25 protein-coding genes, 1 riboswitch and 1 other annotated feature are annotated in these 19,999 nt (G+C 48.2%); of the genes, 5 read left to right on the top strand and 20 right to left on the bottom strand.

Annotated elements, in window-relative coordinates; genetic code table 11:
- Window positions 1-8: 8 nt before the first annotated feature.
- Together MST20_RS02655 and MST20_RS02650 are read left to right on the top strand one after the other, a co-directional pair.
- Window positions 9-323, top strand: coding sequence for a DUF5082 domain-containing protein (locus MST20_RS02655; RefSeq protein WP_243939943.1), 315 nt, complete (start codon window positions 9-11; stop codon window positions 321-323).
- Entirely contained in the window at window positions 320-1,033 is a 714-nt protein-coding gene (locus tag MST20_RS02650) for a hypothetical protein (protein WP_243939941.1), read from the top strand. The genes MST20_RS02655 and MST20_RS02650 overlap by 4 nt, the downstream gene beginning before the upstream one ends.
- Window positions 1,034-1,200: 167 nt before the next feature.
- On the opposite strand, the gene MST20_RS02645 is transcribed toward MST20_RS02650, so the two are convergent.
- The gene (locus tag MST20_RS02645) at window positions 1,201-1,833 is read right to left on the bottom strand and encodes a histidine phosphatase family protein (protein WP_243939939.1); all 633 of its coding nucleotides are present in this window, start codon (window positions 1,831-1,833) and stop codon (window positions 1,201-1,203) included.
- Window positions 1,834-1,979: 146 nt separating this feature from the next.
- Between MST20_RS02645 and guaD the strand changes: the two genes are divergently transcribed.
- Complete coding sequence (guaD, locus tag MST20_RS02640) at window positions 1,980-2,450, top strand: guanine deaminase (RefSeq protein ID WP_243939937.1); 471 nt, start codon at window positions 1,980-1,982, stop codon at window positions 2,448-2,450.
- Between the two features lie 33 nt (window positions 2,451-2,483).
- Here the strand turns inward: guaD and MST20_RS02635 are convergent, their stop codons facing one another.
- Both MST20_RS02635 and ohrB read right to left on the bottom strand, forming a co-directional pair.
- Complete coding sequence (locus MST20_RS02635) at window positions 2,484-3,146, bottom strand: hypothetical protein (protein ID WP_243939935.1); 663 nt, start codon at window positions 3,144-3,146, stop codon at window positions 2,484-2,486.
- Between the two features lie 71 nt (window positions 3,147-3,217).
- Window positions 3,218-3,631 carry an organic hydroperoxide resistance protein OhrB gene (gene ohrB / locus MST20_RS02630; protein WP_243939933.1) on the bottom strand — a complete coding sequence of 138 codons (414 nt, stop codon included), beginning with the start codon at window positions 3,629-3,631 and terminating at the stop codon, window positions 3,218-3,220.
- A gap of 160 nt (window positions 3,632-3,791) precedes the next feature.
- On the opposite strand from ohrB, the gene MST20_RS02625 reads away from it, so the two are divergent.
- A complete protein-coding gene (locus MST20_RS02625) occupies window positions 3,792-4,244 on the top strand; it encodes a MarR family winged helix-turn-helix transcriptional regulator (RefSeq protein WP_243939932.1) in 453 nt (150 codons plus the stop codon).
- Window positions 4,245-4,286: 42 nt separating this feature from the next.
- Here MST20_RS02625 and MST20_RS02620 read toward each other — a convergent pair whose 3' ends face one another.
- The 13 genes from MST20_RS02620 to MST20_RS02560 all read right to left on the bottom strand — a co-directional run bounded on the left by MST20_RS02620 (window position 4,287) and on the right by MST20_RS02560 (window position 14,811).
- Window positions 4,287-4,709 carry an organic hydroperoxide resistance protein gene (locus tag MST20_RS02620; RefSeq protein ID WP_279599809.1) on the bottom strand — a complete coding sequence of 141 codons (423 nt, stop codon included), beginning with the start codon at window positions 4,707-4,709 and terminating at the stop codon, window positions 4,287-4,289.
- Between the two features lie 111 nt (window positions 4,710-4,820).
- Entirely contained in the window at window positions 4,821-6,068 is a 1,248-nt protein-coding gene (locus MST20_RS02615; protein WP_243939930.1) for a glutamate-5-semialdehyde dehydrogenase, read from the bottom strand.
- A 12-nt stretch (window positions 6,069-6,080) separates the two neighbouring features.
- On the bottom strand, window positions 6,081-7,178 hold the full coding sequence (gene proB / locus MST20_RS02610) for a glutamate 5-kinase (protein ID WP_243939928.1): 1,098 nt from the start codon (window positions 7,176-7,178) through the stop codon (window positions 6,081-6,083).
- Window positions 7,179-7,238: 60 nt separating this feature from the next.
- Window positions 7,239-7,457 (bottom strand) — a binding site (T-box leader).
- A 55-nt stretch (window positions 7,458-7,512) separates the two neighbouring features.
- Entirely contained in the window at window positions 7,513-8,415 is a 903-nt protein-coding gene (gene purU, locus MST20_RS02605; protein WP_243939926.1) for a formyltetrahydrofolate deformylase, read from the bottom strand.
- Between the two features lie 111 nt (window positions 8,416-8,526).
- Window positions 8,527-8,841, bottom strand: coding sequence for a DMT family transporter (locus MST20_RS02600; protein ID WP_279599808.1), 315 nt, complete (start codon window positions 8,839-8,841; stop codon window positions 8,527-8,529).
- Complete coding sequence (locus tag MST20_RS02595; RefSeq protein WP_165426807.1) at window positions 8,841-9,170, bottom strand: DMT family transporter; 330 nt, start codon at window positions 9,168-9,170, stop codon at window positions 8,841-8,843. The genes MST20_RS02600 and MST20_RS02595 overlap by 1 nt, the downstream gene beginning before the upstream one ends.
- 59 nt (window positions 9,171-9,229) lie before the next feature.
- Window positions 9,230-9,332, bottom strand: a riboswitch (guanidine-I (ykkC/yxkD leader).
- Between the two features lie 46 nt (window positions 9,333-9,378).
- Complete coding sequence (locus MST20_RS02590; protein WP_243939924.1) at window positions 9,379-9,900, bottom strand: DinB family protein; 522 nt, start codon at window positions 9,898-9,900, stop codon at window positions 9,379-9,381.
- Between the two features lie 4 nt (window positions 9,901-9,904).
- Window positions 9,905-10,405 (bottom strand): small multi-drug export protein, encoded by a 501-nt coding sequence (locus MST20_RS02585; RefSeq protein WP_243939922.1) that lies wholly within the window; start codon window positions 10,403-10,405, stop codon window positions 9,905-9,907.
- Between the two features lie 92 nt (window positions 10,406-10,497).
- Window positions 10,498-11,247, bottom strand: coding sequence for a DUF1129 domain-containing protein (locus MST20_RS02580; RefSeq protein ID WP_243939919.1), 750 nt, complete (start codon window positions 11,245-11,247; stop codon window positions 10,498-10,500).
- A 4-nt stretch (window positions 11,248-11,251) separates the two neighbouring features.
- Complete coding sequence (locus tag MST20_RS02575; protein ID WP_075753181.1) at window positions 11,252-11,584, bottom strand: PadR family transcriptional regulator; 333 nt, start codon at window positions 11,582-11,584, stop codon at window positions 11,252-11,254.
- 338 nt (window positions 11,585-11,922) lie between these two features.
- Entirely contained in the window at window positions 11,923-13,230 is a 1,308-nt protein-coding gene (locus MST20_RS02570) for a pectate lyase family protein (RefSeq protein WP_243939918.1), read from the bottom strand.
- Window positions 13,231-13,439: 209 nt separating this feature from the next.
- A complete protein-coding gene (locus MST20_RS02565) occupies window positions 13,440-14,174 on the bottom strand; it encodes a DUF421 domain-containing protein (protein WP_243939916.1) in 735 nt (244 codons plus the stop codon).
- 118 nt (window positions 14,175-14,292) lie between these two features.
- Window positions 14,293-14,811: an acyl-CoA thioesterase gene (locus MST20_RS02560; RefSeq protein WP_023856769.1), complete on the bottom strand. Its 519-nt coding sequence runs from the start codon at window positions 14,809-14,811 to the stop codon at window positions 14,293-14,295.
- Window positions 14,812-15,002: 191 nt separating this feature from the next.
- On the opposite strand from MST20_RS02560, the gene MST20_RS02555 reads away from it, so the two are divergent.
- Complete coding sequence (locus MST20_RS02555; RefSeq protein ID WP_243939914.1) at window positions 15,003-15,890, top strand: dimethylarginine dimethylaminohydrolase family protein; 888 nt, start codon at window positions 15,003-15,005, stop codon at window positions 15,888-15,890.
- A 92-nt stretch (window positions 15,891-15,982) separates the two neighbouring features.
- Here MST20_RS02555 and MST20_RS02550 read toward each other — a convergent pair whose 3' ends face one another.
- The 4 genes from MST20_RS02550 to MST20_RS02535 are packed head-to-tail and all read right to left on the bottom strand — an operon-like array spanning window position 15,983 to window position 19,948.
- The gene (locus MST20_RS02550; RefSeq protein WP_243939912.1) at window positions 15,983-16,996 is read right to left on the bottom strand and encodes an ABC transporter ATP-binding protein; all 1,014 of its coding nucleotides are present in this window, start codon (window positions 16,994-16,996) and stop codon (window positions 15,983-15,985) included.
- Window positions 16,997-17,015: 19 nt separating this feature from the next.
- Window positions 17,016-17,903, bottom strand: coding sequence for a C40 family peptidase (locus tag MST20_RS02545; RefSeq protein ID WP_243939910.1), 888 nt, complete (start codon window positions 17,901-17,903; stop codon window positions 17,016-17,018).
- A 14-nt stretch (window positions 17,904-17,917) separates the two neighbouring features.
- Complete coding sequence (locus MST20_RS02540) at window positions 17,918-18,997, bottom strand: mandelate racemase/muconate lactonizing enzyme family protein (protein ID WP_243939909.1); 1,080 nt, start codon at window positions 18,995-18,997, stop codon at window positions 17,918-17,920.
- 18 nt (window positions 18,998-19,015) lie between these two features.
- Complete coding sequence (locus tag MST20_RS02535; protein WP_243939907.1) at window positions 19,016-19,948, bottom strand: S66 peptidase family protein; 933 nt, start codon at window positions 19,946-19,948, stop codon at window positions 19,016-19,018.
- Window positions 19,949-19,999 lie beyond the last annotated feature (51 nt).

Below are 19,999 nucleotides of genomic sequence, written 5' to 3'. Positions count from 1 at the left end.
AATATGTAGTGATTGACGATGGAATAGCGTTAGAACGAAAAATCAAACGAAAAATATATCAGGAAGACATTCACTCTCTACAGTTATACGTAAAAGAAGTGACTGCCGCCATTGATGAGCTGAGGCAGGAAAGTTCTTCTATTTTAAAAGCGCACCAAATGTATATCAACGGATGGCGCGGACAGGCGCGCGAAATGTATGACGCGCTTTTGGATGATCTTGACCGGGCGGAATCGCGCGTGTATGACAGGCTGAGGGCCATTAAGGAGCAGGCGTCCGATGAAATTGAGCGGCTTCAGCTGAAAGCCGAGGAGCTGACATGACGATCCGGCTGAACATCAATGATCTGCAAGCGCTCGCCCGCCAATTTCGCTATTCCCACCAACGAATCAGCGATTTAATACGCCTTTTGAACCGCCATTTTCATGTTCTTTTCTCCAGCGTAAAAACAGCAAGGACATACGGCATCGATCAGGCGCAATCCGAAATGGAACATGAACTCAATGGATTTTTACACACGCTCGATGATTTGCAGCATCTCCTGCACTTTACAGAAATCCGCATGAAAAAGACCGATCAAATGCTTGCAGAGAAGCTCTTCCACAGCGGCGGGCGTCTGGCGGGCTACCTGCCGATCATGTCTTTTTTGGCTGCAGCCAAATGTTCCCCCGACAGCTACAGACTGACCGCGCCGCCGCTGTCTGAACCGCTTGCTCTCATGAAGCAGCTCAAACAAAACGGCCTGTCAGGACTCTTTACGCAAAAACGAGCCGCAGCATATATTCAGTTAGATGAAGAGGGACAGCAGCAGCTGTGGTCAGCACGCCGCATGATCAGCCGCACAATCGCCGATAACCTTTGCCTTCTGGCATATCAGCAAATCGCCAAAGGCCCGCTTTCTCTTACGGTCTTCCTTTTCGGAAAAAAAGCGGAAGCAGATGCGGCAGATGTCAAAACCGTTTGTCTTTCAAAAAACAAAACGATTTCCGCTGCCACGCTCCACAGCTTCAGTGCCAAAATGTATTCCGGCTAAGAGGCTCGGAGCGGACTTCAACAGGATGTGATGACGGCGGCGTTCAGGCAAGACGCCTGGATGGTTTGCCGCCGATCCTTCTCCTATTCGTGAGCGGCATGCCAACGAATGCGAGGGTTGGCGACACGCTGAAAGCCTGATTGTTGAAATCAGGCTTTTTGGCGTGCTCACCAGGTGGCATTCTTTGCTTCTACTCTATGTTCCCCGTCTCCTTCTCTATCGATCGTGACGCTTCCATCCTCGGAAACTGTTACAACCGCAAGAGCTGTGTCATGAACATAGCTTGAGTTCCACAGTTCACTGACCGGCCTCTTTTTTAACATATTCAAGAGCATCAAAATAAACACGGAATGGCTGACAATGAGGACATTGCCTTCCCGATGGCGGCGGAGAATGGATTCATACGCCCGGCTGACCCGTCTTTCAAAATCGTAAAAGCTCTCCCCTTCATCAGGCATGTATGTTTCAGGTGCATTGAAATACGCTTCCAGCAAGTCAGGATCGCTTTGTTTGATCTCATCATACGTTTTTCCTTCCCAGCGGCCGATCGAGATTTCTTTTAATCTGTCGTCTGTTATAAAGGGAATACTGCGGTTCTGCAGCATAGCCCGCGCAGAATCAACGGCCCGGCCGCTTGGACTGGAATATGCCGCTTGGAATTGAACATCTTTCAGCCGTTCGCCGAGGGCATTTGCGTTTGCCAGCCCCAAAGCCGTTAAATTGGAGTCTTCCCACCCTTGCATTCTTTTTTCAATATTCCATTCCGTCTGACCGTGTCTTGCAATATACAATGTAAGCAAAACATCATCCCCCGTTCATCATTCTAGCATTCATTGTATGCGATGGACCGTTCGAAATCAAACATACTGAATATTCTGATGCGCGTTTATTTTGCAGGATTCATCAGCTATAATAAGAAGGCAGGACAACCAAGGAGGATACAGAAATGAATCATGAAACATTTTTGCAGCGCGCAATCGACCTTGCGGTGGAGAGCGTGAAAAGCGGCACGGGCGGACCTTTTGGCGCTGTGATTGTCAAAGACGGCCAAATTATCGCCGAGGGAAAAAACAATGTCACAACAAGCAATGATCCGACCGCGCATGCTGAGGTAACGGCTATTCGGCTCGCCTGTGAAGCACTTGGCGATTATCAGCTGAACGACTGCATTCTTTATACAAGCTGTGAGCCGTGCCCAATGTGCCTGGGAGCCATCTACTGGGCAAGACCGAAGGAAGTTTACTTCGCCGCTCAGCATTCAGATGCCGCATCGGCCGGTTTTGACGACTCTTTTATTTATGAAGAAATCAATAAAACGCAAAGCGAACGGACAATTCCTTTTTATAAAATGGACCTTCAAGCAAAGCTTGAGCCTTTTCTCACATGGGAAACGACCGATCAAAAAGTGGAATATTAAAATAAAGAAAGCTTCCTGGTGCAGGAAGCTTTTTCATTTTGAAGCAGACGGCTCATACCATTCAAGCTTTTGATCTTCAGATTCCAAGTCAAGACTTTCCGCCTTTCCATCCTTTTCAATTTCAAGCCTGACGATTTTCCCTTTCAGTTTTTCAGGTGCTTCGGCGACATCCCTCTCAAAATCGGCTGTTTTCTGATAAGTTTTTTCCCCTGCTTTTGTTTTGATTGTAATGTTTTGCTCCGATTCGCTGACAAACGCGGCAATGATTTTTTGGCTCCCGTCTTTCTCCTGTTCATATACGCCGTTTTGGTCGGCTTTTGACTGCGGCATGAGCTCGGCTTCTTCCGCTTCTTGCGTTTTTCCGTCCACCTCTACCTTCACAAGCTTCCCGATTAAGTCATCATGGTCGTCTTCGCTGTGAAAACGGCTGCTTTTCGGGACAATCAGTTCCTTATCCTTTATTTCGAGCGTGATTTGGTCGTCTTCGGCATGAACATACTTGCCTATCAAATCAAAATCTTCTTCAGACCGGATATTTTTGTCAAGAGAATATGTTTTCAAATCAGGCGCTTTCTGTTTGGCCGTATCAACGGAGGGTTGATTTCCGTTGTTCTCCTTCGCTCCGGTTCCGCATCCTGCAAGGACGAAGGCGGCAGAGAGCACGGCGAATACAAGCGCTTTTTTAAGATATGCCATTTGCTGCTCCTTTCTAAAAAAGAAAGCAAACAAGCTTTGTTTGCTTTCTCGTTTTCATCTTTCCCGTTTGTTTATTTTACTTCAAGACTGACGTCGATATTTCCTCTCGTCGCTTTTGAATAAGGGCAAAAGTCATGCGCGGCTTCGACCAGCTCTTTCGCTTTTTCTTTGTCTACCCCGCCTGAAGTGACGATCAGCTTGACGCCGATTTTAAAACCGCCGTCACTCTCATCCTTCAGCAAGCTCACATGGCCCTCGACCTCAGAATCGATGTCAATGCCTTTTTGTTTTGCGACATGCTCTAATGCGCCGCCGAAGCACGCCGCGTATCCCGCCGCAAAGAGCTGTTCAGGATTTGTCCCTGATTCGCCATCTTTTTTTTCATTTGGCATGACAATGTTGTGGTCCAGAACCCCGTCATCTGATTTGACATGTCCTGATCTTCCGCCTTTGGCCGTGACTTTTGCTGTAAATATTGCAGTCATCCTGATTCCTCCTTACGTTTTTTTCCTCTACTCTTTATATTTCACAAAATGAGTTTTTTAAACATCCGTTTTTGTTTTTTCGGATTTTCTGCAGAGCAATGGGAAAAGAACGAAAAATCTTATACAATAAAAAGGAACATAGAAAAGAGTTGGTGAAACGATGACAAACGAATTTGAACATATGAGGCTTGACAGACAGCTTTGTTTTCTCCTTTATGCCAGTTCGCGTGAAATGACGAAGCTTTACAAGCCGCTGCTTGATGAACTCAATATTACGTATCCGCAGTACCTCGCACTCCTTTTATTATGGGAACACGGGGAATTAAACGTCAAAACAATGGGCAAGCTCCTTTATCTCGATTCCGGCACACTGACGCCGATGCTGAAGAGAATGGAGCAGCACGGGCTTTTAACAAGGGAGCGGTCACCTGAAGATGAACGGTCTGTGGTCGTCAGGCTGACAGCAGACGGCCTGGCACTTCAGGAAAAAGCGAGCAGCATTCCGCAACACATGATCGCCCGGACCGATCTGTCGGCTGGCGAACTGAAGAACTTGAAACAAACGCTTGAATCCCTTCTGGCTTCATTGACGAAAAAAACAGATGCGCTGTAAAGACAGCAAAAAGGCGCCTTCGATATGAAGGCGCCTCTCTTTTTAAGAAATCACTTCAAGGCTGACATCAACATTTCCGGAAATCGCTTTTGAATATGGGCAAACGGTATGAGCTTGATGAACAAGTTTTTCGAGTTCCGGCTGTTCAATACCGGTTCCTTTTACTTGCAGCGTGACACTGAGCTTATAGCCTCCATCTGCTTCATCTTTCAGAAGGCTGACGTTCGCCGTCACCTCTGTCTCCATTCGAAGACGCGCTTTTTGGGCGGTCAATTGCAATGCACTGTCAAAGCATGCCGCGTATCCGGCGGCAAACAGCTGCTCCGGATTGGTGGCATTTTCGTTCTTTTTGGCTTTTGGCGTACCCGGCATGGCCAGCTCCAGCTCAAGGACGCGGTCAGATGAGGTGACTTGTCCGTCTCTGCCGCCTTTGGCAGTAGCTTGCGAGGTAAATAGCGGTTTCATGATTAATCATCTCCTTAATTTAAATTGTGCACAATTTAATTTTATAAAATTAAATACGATAACGCAACAAAAAAACATCCTGTCTGCATGTCAAAACAGGATGTTTCACTTTCATATCCGAATTTGTCCGTTTCCTTTAATGATATATTTAGAAGAAGTCAGCGCTTTAAGGCCCATCGGCCCCCTTGCATGAAGCTTTTGCGTGCTGATGCCGATTTCGGCGCCGTAGCCGAATTCAAAGCCGTCCGTAAAACGCGTGGAAGCATTGTGGTAAACTGCTGCAGCGTCAACAGACGTTAAGAAAAACCGGGCGTTTTCCTGATTTTCAGTCAGAATCGCTTCCGAATGACGTGTGCCGTACTGCCTGATGTGCCGGATGGCTTCAGCGATTCCGGTGACCGTTTTGATGCTGACAACCGGTGCAAGAAACTCGGTTTCCCAGTCGGTCTCGCGAGCAGGAACCGCAGATGGCAGCATCGCGCATACGGCTTCGTCTCCCCTGATTTCAACACCTGCTTCTTCAAGCTTTTGAAGCAGCGCTGTCGTATGCTCTTCCGCCCAGTCTTTATGGATAAGCACCGTTTCAATCGCATTGCAGACAGAAGGACGCTGCGTTTTGGCATTGATTACAACCTGCTCGGCCATGTCGGGCTTTGCCGATTCATCAATGAATATGTGACAGTTCCCCGCGCCTGTTTCAAGGACAGGCACTGTGGATTCCCGCACCACCATATCGATGAGGTTTTTCCCTCCTCGCGGAATCAGCACATCCAAGCCGTCGTTTAACGTGAACAGCTGTTGTGCCGCTTCCCTGCTTGTATCTTCAATGAGCTGAACGGCATCCTGCGGAAGCGCAGATTGTTCGAGCGCTTCTCTGATCACGCGGACGAGCGCTTGATTGCTGTTGATGGCTGATGAACTGCCCCGCAGGATGACGGCATTTCCCGTTTTCAAACAGAGGGTCGCAGCGTCGACCGTTACATTCGGCCGGGCCTCGTAGATCATGCCGACGACTCCGAGCGGCACCCTGACATTTTCAATGAAAAGCCCGTTGTCTTTGCGGATCGTTTCAAGCGTTTCCCCCACAGGATCTTCAAGCTTGATGAGCAGCATGACGGCGTCTGCTATATCATTCAGCCTCTCCGGCGTTAAGGCAAGGCGGTCAAGCAGCGCAGGTGAAACGCCTTTTTCTTTTCCGCGAGCGATATCTTTCTCGTTTGCTGCCAATATCTCATCTTGCTTAAAGCGGAGCGCCTCGGCGATGAAGGAAAGCGCCTCATTTTTCTTTTCAGTCGGCTGATGAATCAGTTCTTCTTTTGCGGCTTTAGCCTTTTTTGCTTTTTCAATCACTTCGCTCATTCTTTCATCCCCTTATTCTTTAATACTTACCCAATCATTTCGATGGATGACTTCTATCCCTTCTTCATGATGGAACTCATCGCTTCGTTTCCCTTTCACCTCTTCAAGCTCTGCTGCGGAGTACAGCGTTTGGCCTTTTCCGGCCAAGCCGCTCGGTCCGTAAACTTCGACAACCGCCCCTTTCGGAAAATCCCCGGATATTGCTGTTACGCCGGCCGGCAGCAAGCTGCCGCCATTTTCGGTAATCGCCAGCTCAGCCCCCTCATCAATGGTAATCTTCCCTGAGACAGGAGAATGAAAAGCGATCCACTGTCTATGATTGTTGACGGAAGACAAGTCGGATTGACCGATATAGGTGCCGTCCCCGTTTCCTTTTAAAATCTGAATCAGCTTATCATCTCCCTCTCCGGCGCCTATGAAAACATTGACGCCGAGTGAAAGAGCGGTTTTTGCCGCCAAAAGTTTCGACTTCATTCCGCCCGTCCCGACTTTTGAACCGGCGGAAGCGGCGCAGCCCAAAAGTTCGTCCGTAATTTCGGGAATGTAATCAAAACGGCGGGCATCAGGATGTTCATTCGGATTCGAGTCATAGAGGCCGTTAATATCCGTTAAAATGATGAGTTTGTCGGCATGAATCAGTCCGCTCACCAGGGCGGAAAGCATGTCATTGTCTCCAAACGTCAATTCTTCAACAGATACCGAATCATTTTCATTAATAATCGGGACAAGCCCCCGTTCAATCAGTTCCATTATGGTTGCATATGCATTTCGATACCGTTCCCGTTTGGCAAAATCGTTTCTCGTCAATAAGATTTGCGCAGGCTTGATATCGCGGTCTGCAAAATGCTCGATATATGTTTGCATTAACAAGCTCTGGCCGACGGCCGCTGCAGCCTGTTTTCCCTTTAGCGTGACAGGCCTCGCGGGATAGCCGAGCTGTAAAAATCCCGCAGCGACAGCGCCGGACGAAATAAAGATGACTTCGTGGCCTTCTTTTTTCAGAGCAGCGATCGCCCGAACATGGTCATTGATCTTCTCCTCATCGATGCTGCCTTTCGAGTTGGTTAATGAACTGCTTCCGATTTTAATGACAATCCGTTGTTTTTTCACGTTTTTTCCCTCCGAGATGATCTGGCAGAAGCCAACAAAAAAAGCCCTTTTCGTCCAAATAAAAAGGACGAAAAGAGCTTTCCGCGGTACCACCTTCATTGAATGCGCGAGAAAAAAGCGCACTCCTCTTTCCCCTTTAACGCCAGGGTATGCGCCCAGGTTTTCCCCCTGAGACTCTGAGGCAGGTTCGGCAGGTTTCATGTGGTGAAATGTTTCAGCATGCCATTTCACTCTCTTTCACAGAAAGAACTGCTTACTGGCCCTCTTCAACGCTCGTGATTTTTTATTATTATGCCTAGGAAAAACGCCTCTGTCAAGAGGGAGATCAAACAATTTAATTGAAGACGATCGTCTTGTTTCCATGCACGATAATCCGGTCTTCCAAGTGCCATTTGACCGCTCGTGCCAAAACGCTTCTCTCAATCGTACGGCCGATGTTTTTCAATGCTTCCACATTGTCTCTGTGGTCGACCCGTTCGATATCCTGTTCGATGATCGGTCCTTCATCCAATTCGTTTGTCACATAATGCGATGTTGCCCCGATCAGTTTAACGCCTCTTTCATATGCCCGTTTATACGGATTTGCTCCGATAAAAGCCGGCAGGAAGGAGTGGTGAATATTAATGATTTTGTTCGGATGAGCCGAGACAAAATCAGGTGTTAAAATCTGCATGTAGCGGGCGAGAACGATGACATCCGCACGGTACTCTTCAAGCCATTTCAGCTGCTGTTTTTCCACTTCCTCACGGATGTCTTTGTTCGCTTTCATATAAAGGAACGGGATATTCAGCGATTCAACGGTTTCTCTTGCCTCTTCATGATTGCTGATAACCGCTGCAATTTCCGCCATCAAATTGCCGCTCTGCCATTCCCATAGCAGTTCATGCAGGCAGTGAAGCTCTTTTGATACGAAGATCGCGACGCGTTTCAGCTCGCTCGCCAAATTCATGCTCCACGTCATTTGGAAGGACTCCGCCACAGCGGCAAACGCCGCTTTCATCTGTTCGATCTTTTCGCGGATGCCTTCGGCTTCAAACTCAATTCGCAGAAAGAACCGGCCTCCTTCGGGGTCTGTCGTATACTGGCTCGATTCAATAATATTCGCGCCGTTTTCAAATAAAAATGAAGATACGGCGGCAACGATTCCAGGCTGATCCGGACAGCTGACCAGAAGGCGGGCCTTATCGTTATTGATTTCCTGATATTGCGATAACTGCTGTTTCATATATGCATTCATTTTCGTAAAACCCTCTTTGCTTGTAATTCGTAAACTATCTTTTCATTATACTGGAGTTTATTGAAAAATCAATTTACGGACCCCATTTGCCTTAAAGTGCCGGGCCGGACTCTAGCTTATCAGTTTCAGACCGACGGCAGATCCCAAAATGAGCGCGATGAAAAAGATGCGCTTTCCGTCTTTCGGCTCTCCGTAAAACAGAATGCCGACAAGCGCTCCTCCAACCGTGCCGATCCCTGTCCAAACTGCATACGCCGTTCCCATCGGCAGCGTCTCCATCGCAAGGGAAAGCAAGAAAAACGAGGCGGCAAAACCGATGATCAACAAAAAGATCCATCTCATCCGCCTGTCTTTATGAAACTGGTTCATCATCGTCACGCCGAGCATTTCCAGCAAGCCGGCGGCGATGAGGCAGATCCATTCCATTATGACACCTCCCCTTTCTCTTCATTTGTTACAAGCTTCAAGCCGATCACGCCGCATAGCAAAACACCGATCAGAGCAAGCTTGGCGATATTTGCCGGCTCATGAAACAAGACGATTTCACAGACGACCGTTCCCGCCGTGCCGAGTCCGGTAAATACGGCATACACGGTTCCGACCGGCAGCTTCTCTCCCGCCTTCACCAGTATATAAAAGCTCATCACGACGGCCGCCGCCGTGCCGATCCATTCAAGAGCCGAATCAGCGTGTTTCAGCCCCATGACCCAGCCAATTTCAAACAAGGCCGCAAGTATGACACTGCCCCATCTCATCACAATCCCTCCAATTCATTTTCAGCAAAAGAAAAAACCCGGGTTATCGATGAAAACGATACTCCCGGGCTTTTATCCCTCCGTGTGCATATGAACAAATCATATGTGTTTTCTCTCGGACCAGACCACATCCGAATGTGCGGAACCCTAGAAAACTTTAACGCTATGAAGTTTGCTAATTAGCATCATACCAAATCATTCGAAAAAATCAACTGTTTTGCCTGCGGTACTCCCCTAAGCAGGCTTGGATATGCGCCTGGTGATAGCGGTTATGATCAGACATATGCCAGATTCCCCAGCGGATCGTCGCAAATCCTCCCTCATACGGAACCTTCTTCAGCAAGTCTGTTTCCGAAAAGCCTTTAACGGTGCGTTTCAACATCTCCAGCACCTCGTCATACCACTCGATTAACACGGATAAGGGTAAGCCTTTTACCTCCGGCAATCGTCCGTTTTCATCTGTCATCGGCCCGTATTTCTCTTCCAGCTCTCTTGGAAATTCGCTTCCCTTCAGCCTGTATACCCAGCGAATATCGACATTGATTAAATGATAGATCAGCTGGGCGATGCTGTTTTTATCGCCATGCTCCCCCTTATATTCCAGCTCCTCCTGGCTGATGCCGGAGACGATTGATTTCAGCCGTTCGATGTTTTCATTGACCGCTGAAAAAAGCATCCCGACTGTCGGCGCCATCTCTTCAACTGGAGATAAATCTTTCAAAAACGGCATGACTTCACTCCTCTTGTTTAAAGATATTTTTCAGCAGCCCTTCATTTTCAGGAGCGAGGAAACTGAAACCATAGTAGGCAGCGACAGCCGATGCCGTTGTCCATACTGCGAGACTCCCCGTCATCCACAGCGCCGTTTGCCTGCGCTTGGCCCCAAAACCCATGCACATAAACGCGGTTAAGTGGGAGCCGATAAAGAAAGGTCCCACGAAAGAAAGGCCCGGGATGCCGTAGGTCAGCCATATTTTTTTCGCCCTGCTTTTCCTTTTTGAGAGCTTATCGGTCTCTGTTCCCCGCTCCCCGCGTCTTCTTTCAAGCCACGCCTTCACTTTGTCAATTAAAAAAATAAGCAGCAGTACGGTTAACAGATTTCCGAATAGTGCAATAATAGCTGACGGAACCGGTTTAAGCCCGGCAATGATCGCTAGCGGCACGACACCGATCACTTCAAACCACGGAATCGCAGCCAAAATAAAGACGAGTACATAGCCCCACATCGTATCCATATATCGGCCACCTTTCATGCTCTGATCATAAACGTTGTGATCGCCAAAAGGCAAGAGTCTTTACCTTAAAAAATATAATGCTCTTCAATATTTCATTCATAGTGAGCCGTATTTTTCGCACGCTTTGTCTCAATGAACATGACGAGCAACAGCCCGATAAAGGGAATATAAGTTTCTGCCATCATGGCTCCGGCTGAATCCCACTTCATATACTGAAACAAAAAATGCGTTCCGGCTAAAAGCAGCGGCAATATGGACAAGGCTGCAGCTTTCAACCTGAAAGACAAAAGTACGATCACGAGAAACGACAGAGCCATAATCAGCCAGCGGCTTCCCCCGTCAAACGAAAGAACAGGTGTCCCGAATTGCCGGTCAATAAAAATAATCGCCAAAATCGGAAAAAACGTCAAAGCGGTGTACATCATCGTATACATGAAGGCCGTTTTCTTCGCTTTAAACGCTGAAACGCGGCCCAAGAGCGGTAACATAGCCGCTGCCAGCAATATATAAAGCGGATAGCCTGCCAGTACATAGACCGAATAATTGAGGCTGTCGTTCACGGCGTCACTGAATATAAAATAGGATATCGCGCCGATCAAAATGGCAAAGAACAACTTGGCGATCTCCCCCGGCCTTGATGAAAGCTCTTTTGACAGCGCTTGAACATATGACTTGGGAGAATCCCCAAAAATTTGCCGGACGGTTTTTCCTTCCTTTTCCCCTTCCAAGGCATGAACAGTCAGCTCATTCATGATCCCTTCAATTTCTTTGTCGCTTTTTCCTACAGACATTAAATACAATCTCATGTCGTCCAATACGTTTTGCATGTCCTTTGATAGCACGATTTCACTTCTCCTTCAGTTTTTTTTCGAGCAGCGCATTGACGTTCCCGGATAATGCTTTCCAACGTCCGATGAACGATTGAAGCTCCGCTTCGCCAAGGGGTGTAAGCCTGTAATATTTTCTCTTCGGGCCGCTCGCCGACCGTTTTAATTCGGTCTCCACCCATTTTTCCTTTTGCATGCGGAGGAGAATCGGATAGATGCTTCCTTCACTGATATCCGAAAAACCGTATCCCGCAAGCACCTTTGTCATTTCATAGCCGTATATCTCCCCTTCGGATATGACGGCAAGCAGACAACCTTCTAAAATCCCTTTCAGCATTTGCGTTGAACTCATAAGCCACCTCTTTTATGTATCTTGCAATACAAGATACAAGAATCATAACATACACTATTTTGCATTACAAGATACCCGAGCAAAAAAAAAAGCGGAGATCTCATATCCGCTTTTTTTGTCATCCTTTCTGTGGGACCCGCAACCCTTGCAGTCTAGGAAGGCCGAGCATCGGAGCTGACTTTCACAGGATGTGATGACGGCGGCGTTCAGGCAGGACGCCTGAGCGGTTAGCCGCCGATCCTTCTCCTATTCGTGAGCACCGACTTAGCAGGCCTGACAACGAATGCGAGGGTTTGTCGACACGCTGAGCGGACATCCTCATGTCCGCTTTGCGTGTATTACTTCAGTTTTCCTGCGCCTGCCTGCGCTTCAACGATTGCCGGCACATTTTCTGCGTCGTCGATTTTTTCAAACAGCGTCGGCTTCCAGCCGGCCGATTTTTTGATAGACGCATTGTTGGCTTTGTTGTATGTGCTGACAACGTCAATTTTTGCGACGCTTTTTTGGTCGTTTACGAGCGTATCTTTTTCATATAAAGCGTCACCTTTAAAGACCTTCATCAATTTTTGAGGCTTCGTTCCTTCCGGCAGGTCGAAGTAGTTGTCCTCAGCATAAATTTTTGAAGAATATCCTACGCCCCATGAATAATTGTAGCTGTTTTTCGTGCTTTTAAAATAGTTGTTGTAGATGTGCACTTTTCCGTAGCGGACACGCGGCGCCCGCTCTTTAATATTTTCGTAGAGATTATGGTGGAATGTCACCCTTAAATGCCCGTTGTCTGCTTTGTAGCTGTCGCTTGATCCGATAATCGTGTTTTTAGCATGTCCTGAAAATATGCTGTAGGAGACCGTAATAAAATCCGACTGCCTTTTGATGTCCAGCAGTCCGTCATGATGCTGGAATTCGCGGCCGAAATATGTTTCGGTCAGTTCATCAGGCTGATCTCCGTCATTGAATGAGCAGTGGTCGATCCAAATATATTTGGACGTTTCAATCAAAATGTTGTCATATTCTGAATTCCAGTTTCCGCTGCTTCCGTCAGTCGGATCCCAGCCAGGAAAGAAATCGTACGCGTTTTCGAATTCGATATTGCGGATAATCACGTTTTCCGCGTTTTTGACATAAAAGCCTCCGCCGGTGATTTTCGCATCATCTCCGAGCCCGATAATCGTCGTGTTCGAACCGACTCTGATCAAGACCCGTTCCTTCTGATTGTCTTTCGAGCGGAGCCTTGCCTCTTCAAGCTTCCCTGACGGCTCCTTTTCCCCCCATTTCTTCGGATCATAAGCTTTGAGATACGCTTCGATCGAGTATTCAGGGTCTTTAAAATCTTCATAGCCTAAAGGATTGTTGTCTTCATCAACACTAAGATTGATTGTTCCCTTCACATAGATGATCTTCGGCGTATCATTTTCGCCGTTCTTTTTGTTGTCTCCCCCTAATGCCTCAACAAGCTGCTTGCGGTTTTCGACCGTATATACCTGATCGGAAGAAGCGTCAGCACCTCCGGTCGTTCCTTTTCCATAAGCGCCCCAGCCGTCTTTTGAGCCGAGAACGTCGCGTCCGTAGTCTGCCGCTTCGATTGGCACAGAAGTGCCGAGCAGCAGCAGGGCCCCCAAAATCATTACATTAAAAAATCTTTTCATCAATTGCACCTACCATCAAAATTTTTTCACAAAAACTAATATATGCTACAAAAATACAGAAAACAACATATTTTCCTCCTATTTTTTGTGACACCATTTTCAACTTTTATGACATATGCCCCGTTTCATTTTACGGATGAAGAAAAGAACAGACTCTTAATATTTTTCCGAAATAACAAAAAATAAAAAAATCGCCTATTCGGCGAAAATTAATGGTCTTGCCCCGGTTTATAAAGATAGGGATCATCGGTTAACGGGCTGCCGGGATCTTCCGTATCAATCATAAGTTCATTTTTTTCGTTCAGGGTGCCGAGTGTAATGGTTGGCAGCATCGCTTGCTCAATCCCTTGATCCTCTAATTTTTGAAACAGCCATTCTTTCGTTTTTTTCAAGTATTTTAAATTGTGTTCGATGATTTCACCGTCTAAAATGAGCGGAATCGGCACGAAATTCCGCTTCGTCTCCAAGCTGAGGTCCCGCGGCTGTACAGGCCTCGCTTCCGATTGGGGAATCACGCTGATCTGGCCCGATTCTTCAATCAGGGCGATGTCGATATCTTTCGGGTCGGCATAGCCTTTTTCGCGCAATTTGCCGAGCAGTTCATTGACGGTCAGCCGCTCTCTTTTTAATCCCCCTTCATCAATATTGCCGTTTCGAATCAGCACAGTCGGGCTGACGACAAGAAACCAGCGCCATTTATTGTGTAATGACAGCTTTTCAATCAACAAATAGAAGATCAGAAAAGTAAGTGCATAATAAATCGACATTGAAATTTTAGAAGTAAGAATCGGTTCGCTGATGATCGTTCCGATCGCAAATGTCAACAAAAGATCGAAGTTCGTCATTTGCGAAACGGCTTTCTTCCCTGCGATTCGAAAAAGAATATAGGCTATAGAGAACACTAAAGCTGGCTTGGCTAAAAAAGTCCATACAAATTCAAGCATTTCACCCAAAACTTCTTTCCGTTTTTTGTCATTTATTTTGAACAGATATTGGTTTGTGTATGCATGACACAGCAAAACCCCGGCAACTGATGCTTGAGCCGGGGTTTTGATCGTATGTTTACCAAGGTTTGTCTACAGCCAGCGCCTGAGCCAGCGCTTTGCTGTGTTTGCGGTGGTTTTTCCGTTCTTCAGCACGCTGACGGGCAGTCTGGTGCAGCATGATTTCTTCTTCAGACTGCGGTACAACTTGAGGAACGGCTTGAGGGTTGCCGTCTTGATCAAGCGCCACGAAGGTTAAAAAAGAAGTCGCCGCAAGCTTTCGTTCGCCTGTCAGCAAATGCTCTTTAATGACTTTGACGAATACCTCCATCGATGTTCTGCCAACCCATGTCACATAAGATTCAAGACAGACGGAATCTTCCTGGCGAATCGGTTCGAGAAAATCGACGGAATCCATGGAAGCCGTCACGGTTTCACACCTCGAGTGTCTCGCTGCCGAAATCGAGGCGATATCGTCGATATAGCTCATCAGCTTGCCGCCGAACAAGGTGTTGTGATTGTTCGTGTCAAGCGGAAACACCCTGCTAGTTTTGACAACTTTTGATTCTTTGCAGTATCTTTTCTCAGGTCCATTCATCATCCATTACTCCTTTGATGTCTACTAAGATGCGTTTGTAAAGTGGATTTTTTCTTTATTAAACACTATTAGAATTCATTTGTCTAAACTTTTTTATCCGAGTAACTTGTCAGATTTTCTGGCTAAAATGTTTATTTCCCGCTGCGGGAAGGGAATAATGAAATGACTAAAGAGAGGACGGGGGAATGAAAATGGACTCAGCAATCTCGAAAAAAAACCGCGGCGCGGGCTGCACAAGCGAATACGATGTCTTAAAAAAAGTGGTGTTTTGCAGACCGGAGTATATGGAGATCGCCGAAGTGATCAACGAAACACAAAAGTATTTCCAAAAGGATAATATCGATAAAACGCTGGCCGTCCGCCAGCATGAAACATTGATAAAAGAATTGGAGAGCCGGGGGATTGAAGTCGCAATTCTGCCCGCTTTAAGCCAATTCCCGGAACAGGTCTTCACGCGCGATATCGGGTTTACGATCGGAGACACCGTGTTTTCCGCTCAGCTTTCAGCCGACATCCGCCAAGGCGAAGAAAACGTCCTCCAGGAATGGCTGGCAAAAGAACAGATCGCCTGGGCCACATTTAATGAAGGATATCAAATCGAGGGCGGCGACATCCTCGTCGACCAAAATACCGTATATGCCGGCATCAGCCACAGGACGACATTTTCGGCCGTCCAAGAGCTGAAGCGCAGGCTACCCTCATATGAAGTCGTACCGGTTCCGTTTGAAGAGACTTTTCTTCATTTGGACTGCGTCTTCAACATTCTTTCGCCGACAGAAGCGCTTGTCTATCCAAAAGCCCTGGGAGAAAGAGAATACAATGTCTTGAAAAAACGCTATGAGATGATCGAAATTACGGATGATGAACAGTTCAGACTCGGCACAAACGTCTTGTCCATCGGCAATAAAACCGTCATCAGCCTCCCGGATAACCGCCAGGTAAATCAGGAGCTCAGAAAAAGGGGCTATACGGTCATCGAGATCGACTTATCCGAAATCATAAAATCCGGCGGGTCTTTCAGATGCTGTACATTGCCGATTGAGCGTACTTCTACCGGATGTCACCAAGGCGGCGCCTGATCCTTGTTTCATTTGGCATGAGCGGCTTAGCGAATCCTGAAAAGCTGCCGGCAAACCGAGGAGCCCTGTAAAAAGGGCTCCTTTTTTTATATTCACCTCGCCTGCAGTGTCACCTTCAGGCCGTCGTCCTCTTTTCTCACGTCTCCGTCATACAGATGGCAGGCGACAAAATGACCGTCATCGGCTTCTTTTAAGAGCGGTTTTTTGGCGGCGCAAATGTCCGTCGCGGCGGGACACCTCGTTCTGAACACGCAGCCGCTCGGCGGATCGATCGGACTTGGCAGCTCGCCTTTCAGTATGATTCGTTTCCGCTTATCTTCCACATCCGGATCGGGAATCGGGATAGCCGATAAAAGCGCCTGGGTGTAAGGATGCAGCGGTTCTTGATAAAGCCGGCCGCTGTCGGTGATCTCGACCATGCGCCCGAGATACATGACGCCGATCCGGTCGCTGATGTGCTTCACCATGGAAAGATCGTGGGCGATAAATAAAAACGTGAGCCCTTTTTCCTTTTGCAGCTTTTTCAAAAGGTTGACGACTTGCGCCTGGACGGAGACATCAAGTGCCGATATCGGCTCATCAGCGACGATAAATTCAGGTTCAAGCGCAAGCGCCCTGGCGATGCCGATTCTTTGCCTCTGTCCGCCGCTGAACTCATGGGGATAGCGATTGGCAAAGCTTTTGTGCAGGCCGACTGCTTCCAGAAGCTCGTCCGCTTTTTCAAGACGCGCCTTTTTCCCTCCGTACAAGCCGTGGATTTCCATGGGCTCTGTCATAATCTCTCTGACCGTTAGCCGCGGATTTAGTGAAGCATACGGATCTTGAAAAATCATTTGAATTTTCCGGTTGTACTGGAATGATTCATCATCGCTCAAATGGTGGATGTTTTTCCCCCGATATGTAATCTCACCTTCTGTCGGCTGATAAAGGCGCATCAGCACCCTTCCGGAAGTCGACTTGCCACAGCCCGATTCTCCGACGAGCCCGAACGTCTCTCCTTCTTTAATATCAAATGAAATGCCGTCGACCGCTTTGACCGTTTTGCCCCTTCCTGCGTCAAAGTGCATTTTCAGACGGCTGACTTTCAATAAAGCGCCGGTTTGCATGCCAATCCCCCCGTTTGAATTAAAAATAGCGCCTGATGGCACACAGCTCTTTTTCATAAATTGTGCCTTTAAGAGGTATGACCTCAATCGATTTTCCCGTTTTTGGTGAGTGAAGCATCTCTCCGTTTCCGCAGTAAATGCCGACATGGTGAACCCGCCCTTTGCCTTCTTCATATGCGAAAAACAGTAGATCGCCCCGCTTCGGGCTGCTGAAGGACACCTCTTTTCCGCCGTTCGCCTGATCGCCGGCATCGCGCGGCGCTGAGAGGCCGTTCGCCTTCAGCATATTGAAGACAAATCCTGAGCAGTCGTAGCCAAAACCGCTCATTCCTCCCCAAAGATAGGGCAGGTTCAAAAACGCCTCACCGGTTTGAACGATGTCGTCTCCACTGCCTTTTACAGGTGTTTCGATATCCGCATCTTCTTTTTTCAGCCATCTGCGGCCGAGCGGTGTATCAACCTCAAACCAGATACCGTCCGAAGACAAAACGGGCAGCTTAGTGAGAAAGCTCAGCTCAAGAACTTTCATTTTCTTGTCATCATATAGAAAAGCCGTCGGTTTTTGAATGACGGCGCTTGTCTCAGACTTCGCCGGGTTTTTTTCGACCAGGCAATCCTTTGGTATCCAGCCCGGGTAGCCGCGTTCGTCTTTTGCAGACGGCTGCCCGGGAATGATGACGAACGCCCAGTCTTCCCGCTCTTTTATAAGCTGCACATCTTCTCCGAAAAGCACCTGTGTTTGAACAAGGTTTGCCGTACACAGCTCAAGACGATCATCGAGGGACAATGTGTCAAGCCAGCTTCTTACATGTACGGGATTTGACAGCATCAACCAGTCAATGCGGCGCGGTGCTTCCGGACTGGTCCAGACATTGGCGACCGAGACGGCTGTCGTATAAAGGCTCATTCGTCTTCCCCCTCTCAATGGTTGACTTTCGTGATACCGAGTCCTGGAGCATCCGGTATCGTGATCGTTCCTGCATGATAGCGGATGCCGCCTTCAACAATATCCTCCTTCAGCATGAGCGGTGCATCAAAATCGAATTTTGTCACATTTTTCTGGCTTGCTGCGAAGTGGACGGCTGCTGTGATGCCGACCCTTGTCTCGATCATGCTTCCGGCCATGCATTCCACTCCGCACGCTTCTGCCATGGCGTTGATTTTCAGCGCCTGGCGGATGCCGCCCGCTTTCATCAGTTTAATATTGATGAGATCGGCGCTTCTCGTTTTCAGCACGTGAAAAGCATCCCTTGGGGTAAACACGCTTTCGTCCGCCATAATTGGCGTATCGACGGCATCTGTCACCTGTTTCAAGCCTTCGAGATCGCACCGGTGGACCGGCTGTTCGACAAGCTCGATCGAAAGCCCCTCATCCTCCATTTTCCGAATCGCTTTGACAGCCTGTTTCACCGTCCAGCCTTGATTGGCGTCAACGCGGATCCGGACAGCGGACCCCGCTTGTTTGCGGATTTCCCTGATTCGTTCGAGGTCTGTTGCCATGTCGTTTTTTCCCACTTTAATTTTGAGCGTACGAAACCCTTCTTTTACATAACGGGCCGCGTCTTTCCCCATTTCTTCCGGGTCATTGACGCTGACGGTAAAATCCGTCTCGATCTCCCGCCTGTATCCACCCAGCAATTGATACAGGGGAAGACCGCAAAGCTGAGCCAAGCAATCGTAGACGGCTGTTTCTACAGCGGCCTTTGCGCTTGTATTTCCAACAATCAGCTTGTCGATATCATGAAATATCGCCTCCGCCATTCGCAAGTTGCGCCCGGAGAGCGCCGGTGCGAATATCGTGTTGACTGCCCCCTCAATACTGTCAAGCGTCTCACCGGTAATAACGGCTGTCGGAGGCGCTTCGCCCCAGCCTGTCATCCCGTTTTCAGCCGTTAGTTTGACAATGACGGCTTCCGCGGTGCGGACGGTTCGAAGCGCCGTTTTAAACGGCTTTTTTAGCGGCACGGCGATGCGGTTTGTCGTCATTTCGGCAATCTTCATGGCAGCCTCCTTTTTCCATCAAGAAATTCCCGGATCGATAGTAAGCTGTTTTTTGTCGGCGTCAAGGACGGCTTGCACCCCCACCGGAACGGCGATATTCGGTGAACAATGGCCGATGTTAAAGCCTGATAGCGCCGGTTTTCCTGCAGCGGCGATATAATCTTGGAAAACTTCTTTTAATGTAAGTGACTCACCGCGTTTTTTCGGGGTGCAGTTATGAAAATCGCACAGCAGGATGCCGGCGGCGTCCGATAATTTTCCGGCCATTTTCAATTGATTCAGCATCCGGTCGATTCGGTAAGGCTCTTCATCGACATCCTCGATAAACAAAAGCTTTCCTTTCGTATCAATTTCATAGGGCGTACCGAGCGTCGTCACCAGAAGAGCAAGGTTTCCGCCGACGAGCTCCCCTTTCGCCGCACCGTTTCCGAGCGTTTCCAAAGGCGACAGCTCCTCTGTATAGGTGAGCGTCATTTTTTGAAACAGCTGCCGGAAGGAGCGCCGGGTGAGCGGATGCACGTCTTCTTTGCCGATGTCCGAACTGAGCATCGGACCGTGAAATGTAATAAGTCCGGTGTTTTGCCTGATCGCTGTATGTAAAAAAGTGATATCTGAATAGCCCCAAAAAATTTTCGGGCGGCTTTTGATAAGACGGTAGTCAATTTTCTCGGCAATCCGCGCCGTGCCATAACCTCCGCAGGCACAGATGACAGCTTTGACCGAACGGTCTTCAAACATGTCGTGCAGATCCGCCAGGCGCTCTTCATCGCTCCCCGCCAAGTAGCCGTGTCTTTCAGCGGCCGAGCGTCCCACTTTGACTTCAAGCCCGAGCTCTTTTAAAAACCGGAAGGCGCGGTCAAGCTTTTCGGGGACTGGCGGACTGGCCGGCGCAATCACACCGACCGTATCTCCCTGCATTAATCTTTGAGGCGCAATATTCAACTGAGACATCCCCCTTTATGAAAAGTCCGCCCGCCTCTGTGCGCTAGCGTGCACAAAGAA

It is taken from the genome of Bacillus sp. B19-2, from assembly GCF_022832475.1.
Taxonomy (GTDB): domain Bacteria; phylum Bacillota; class Bacilli; order Bacillales; family Bacillaceae; genus Bacillus; species Bacillus paralicheniformis.
Note: the sequence above shows the minus strand (reverse complement) of the source record. Positions and strands in the feature narration are given on the sequence as shown.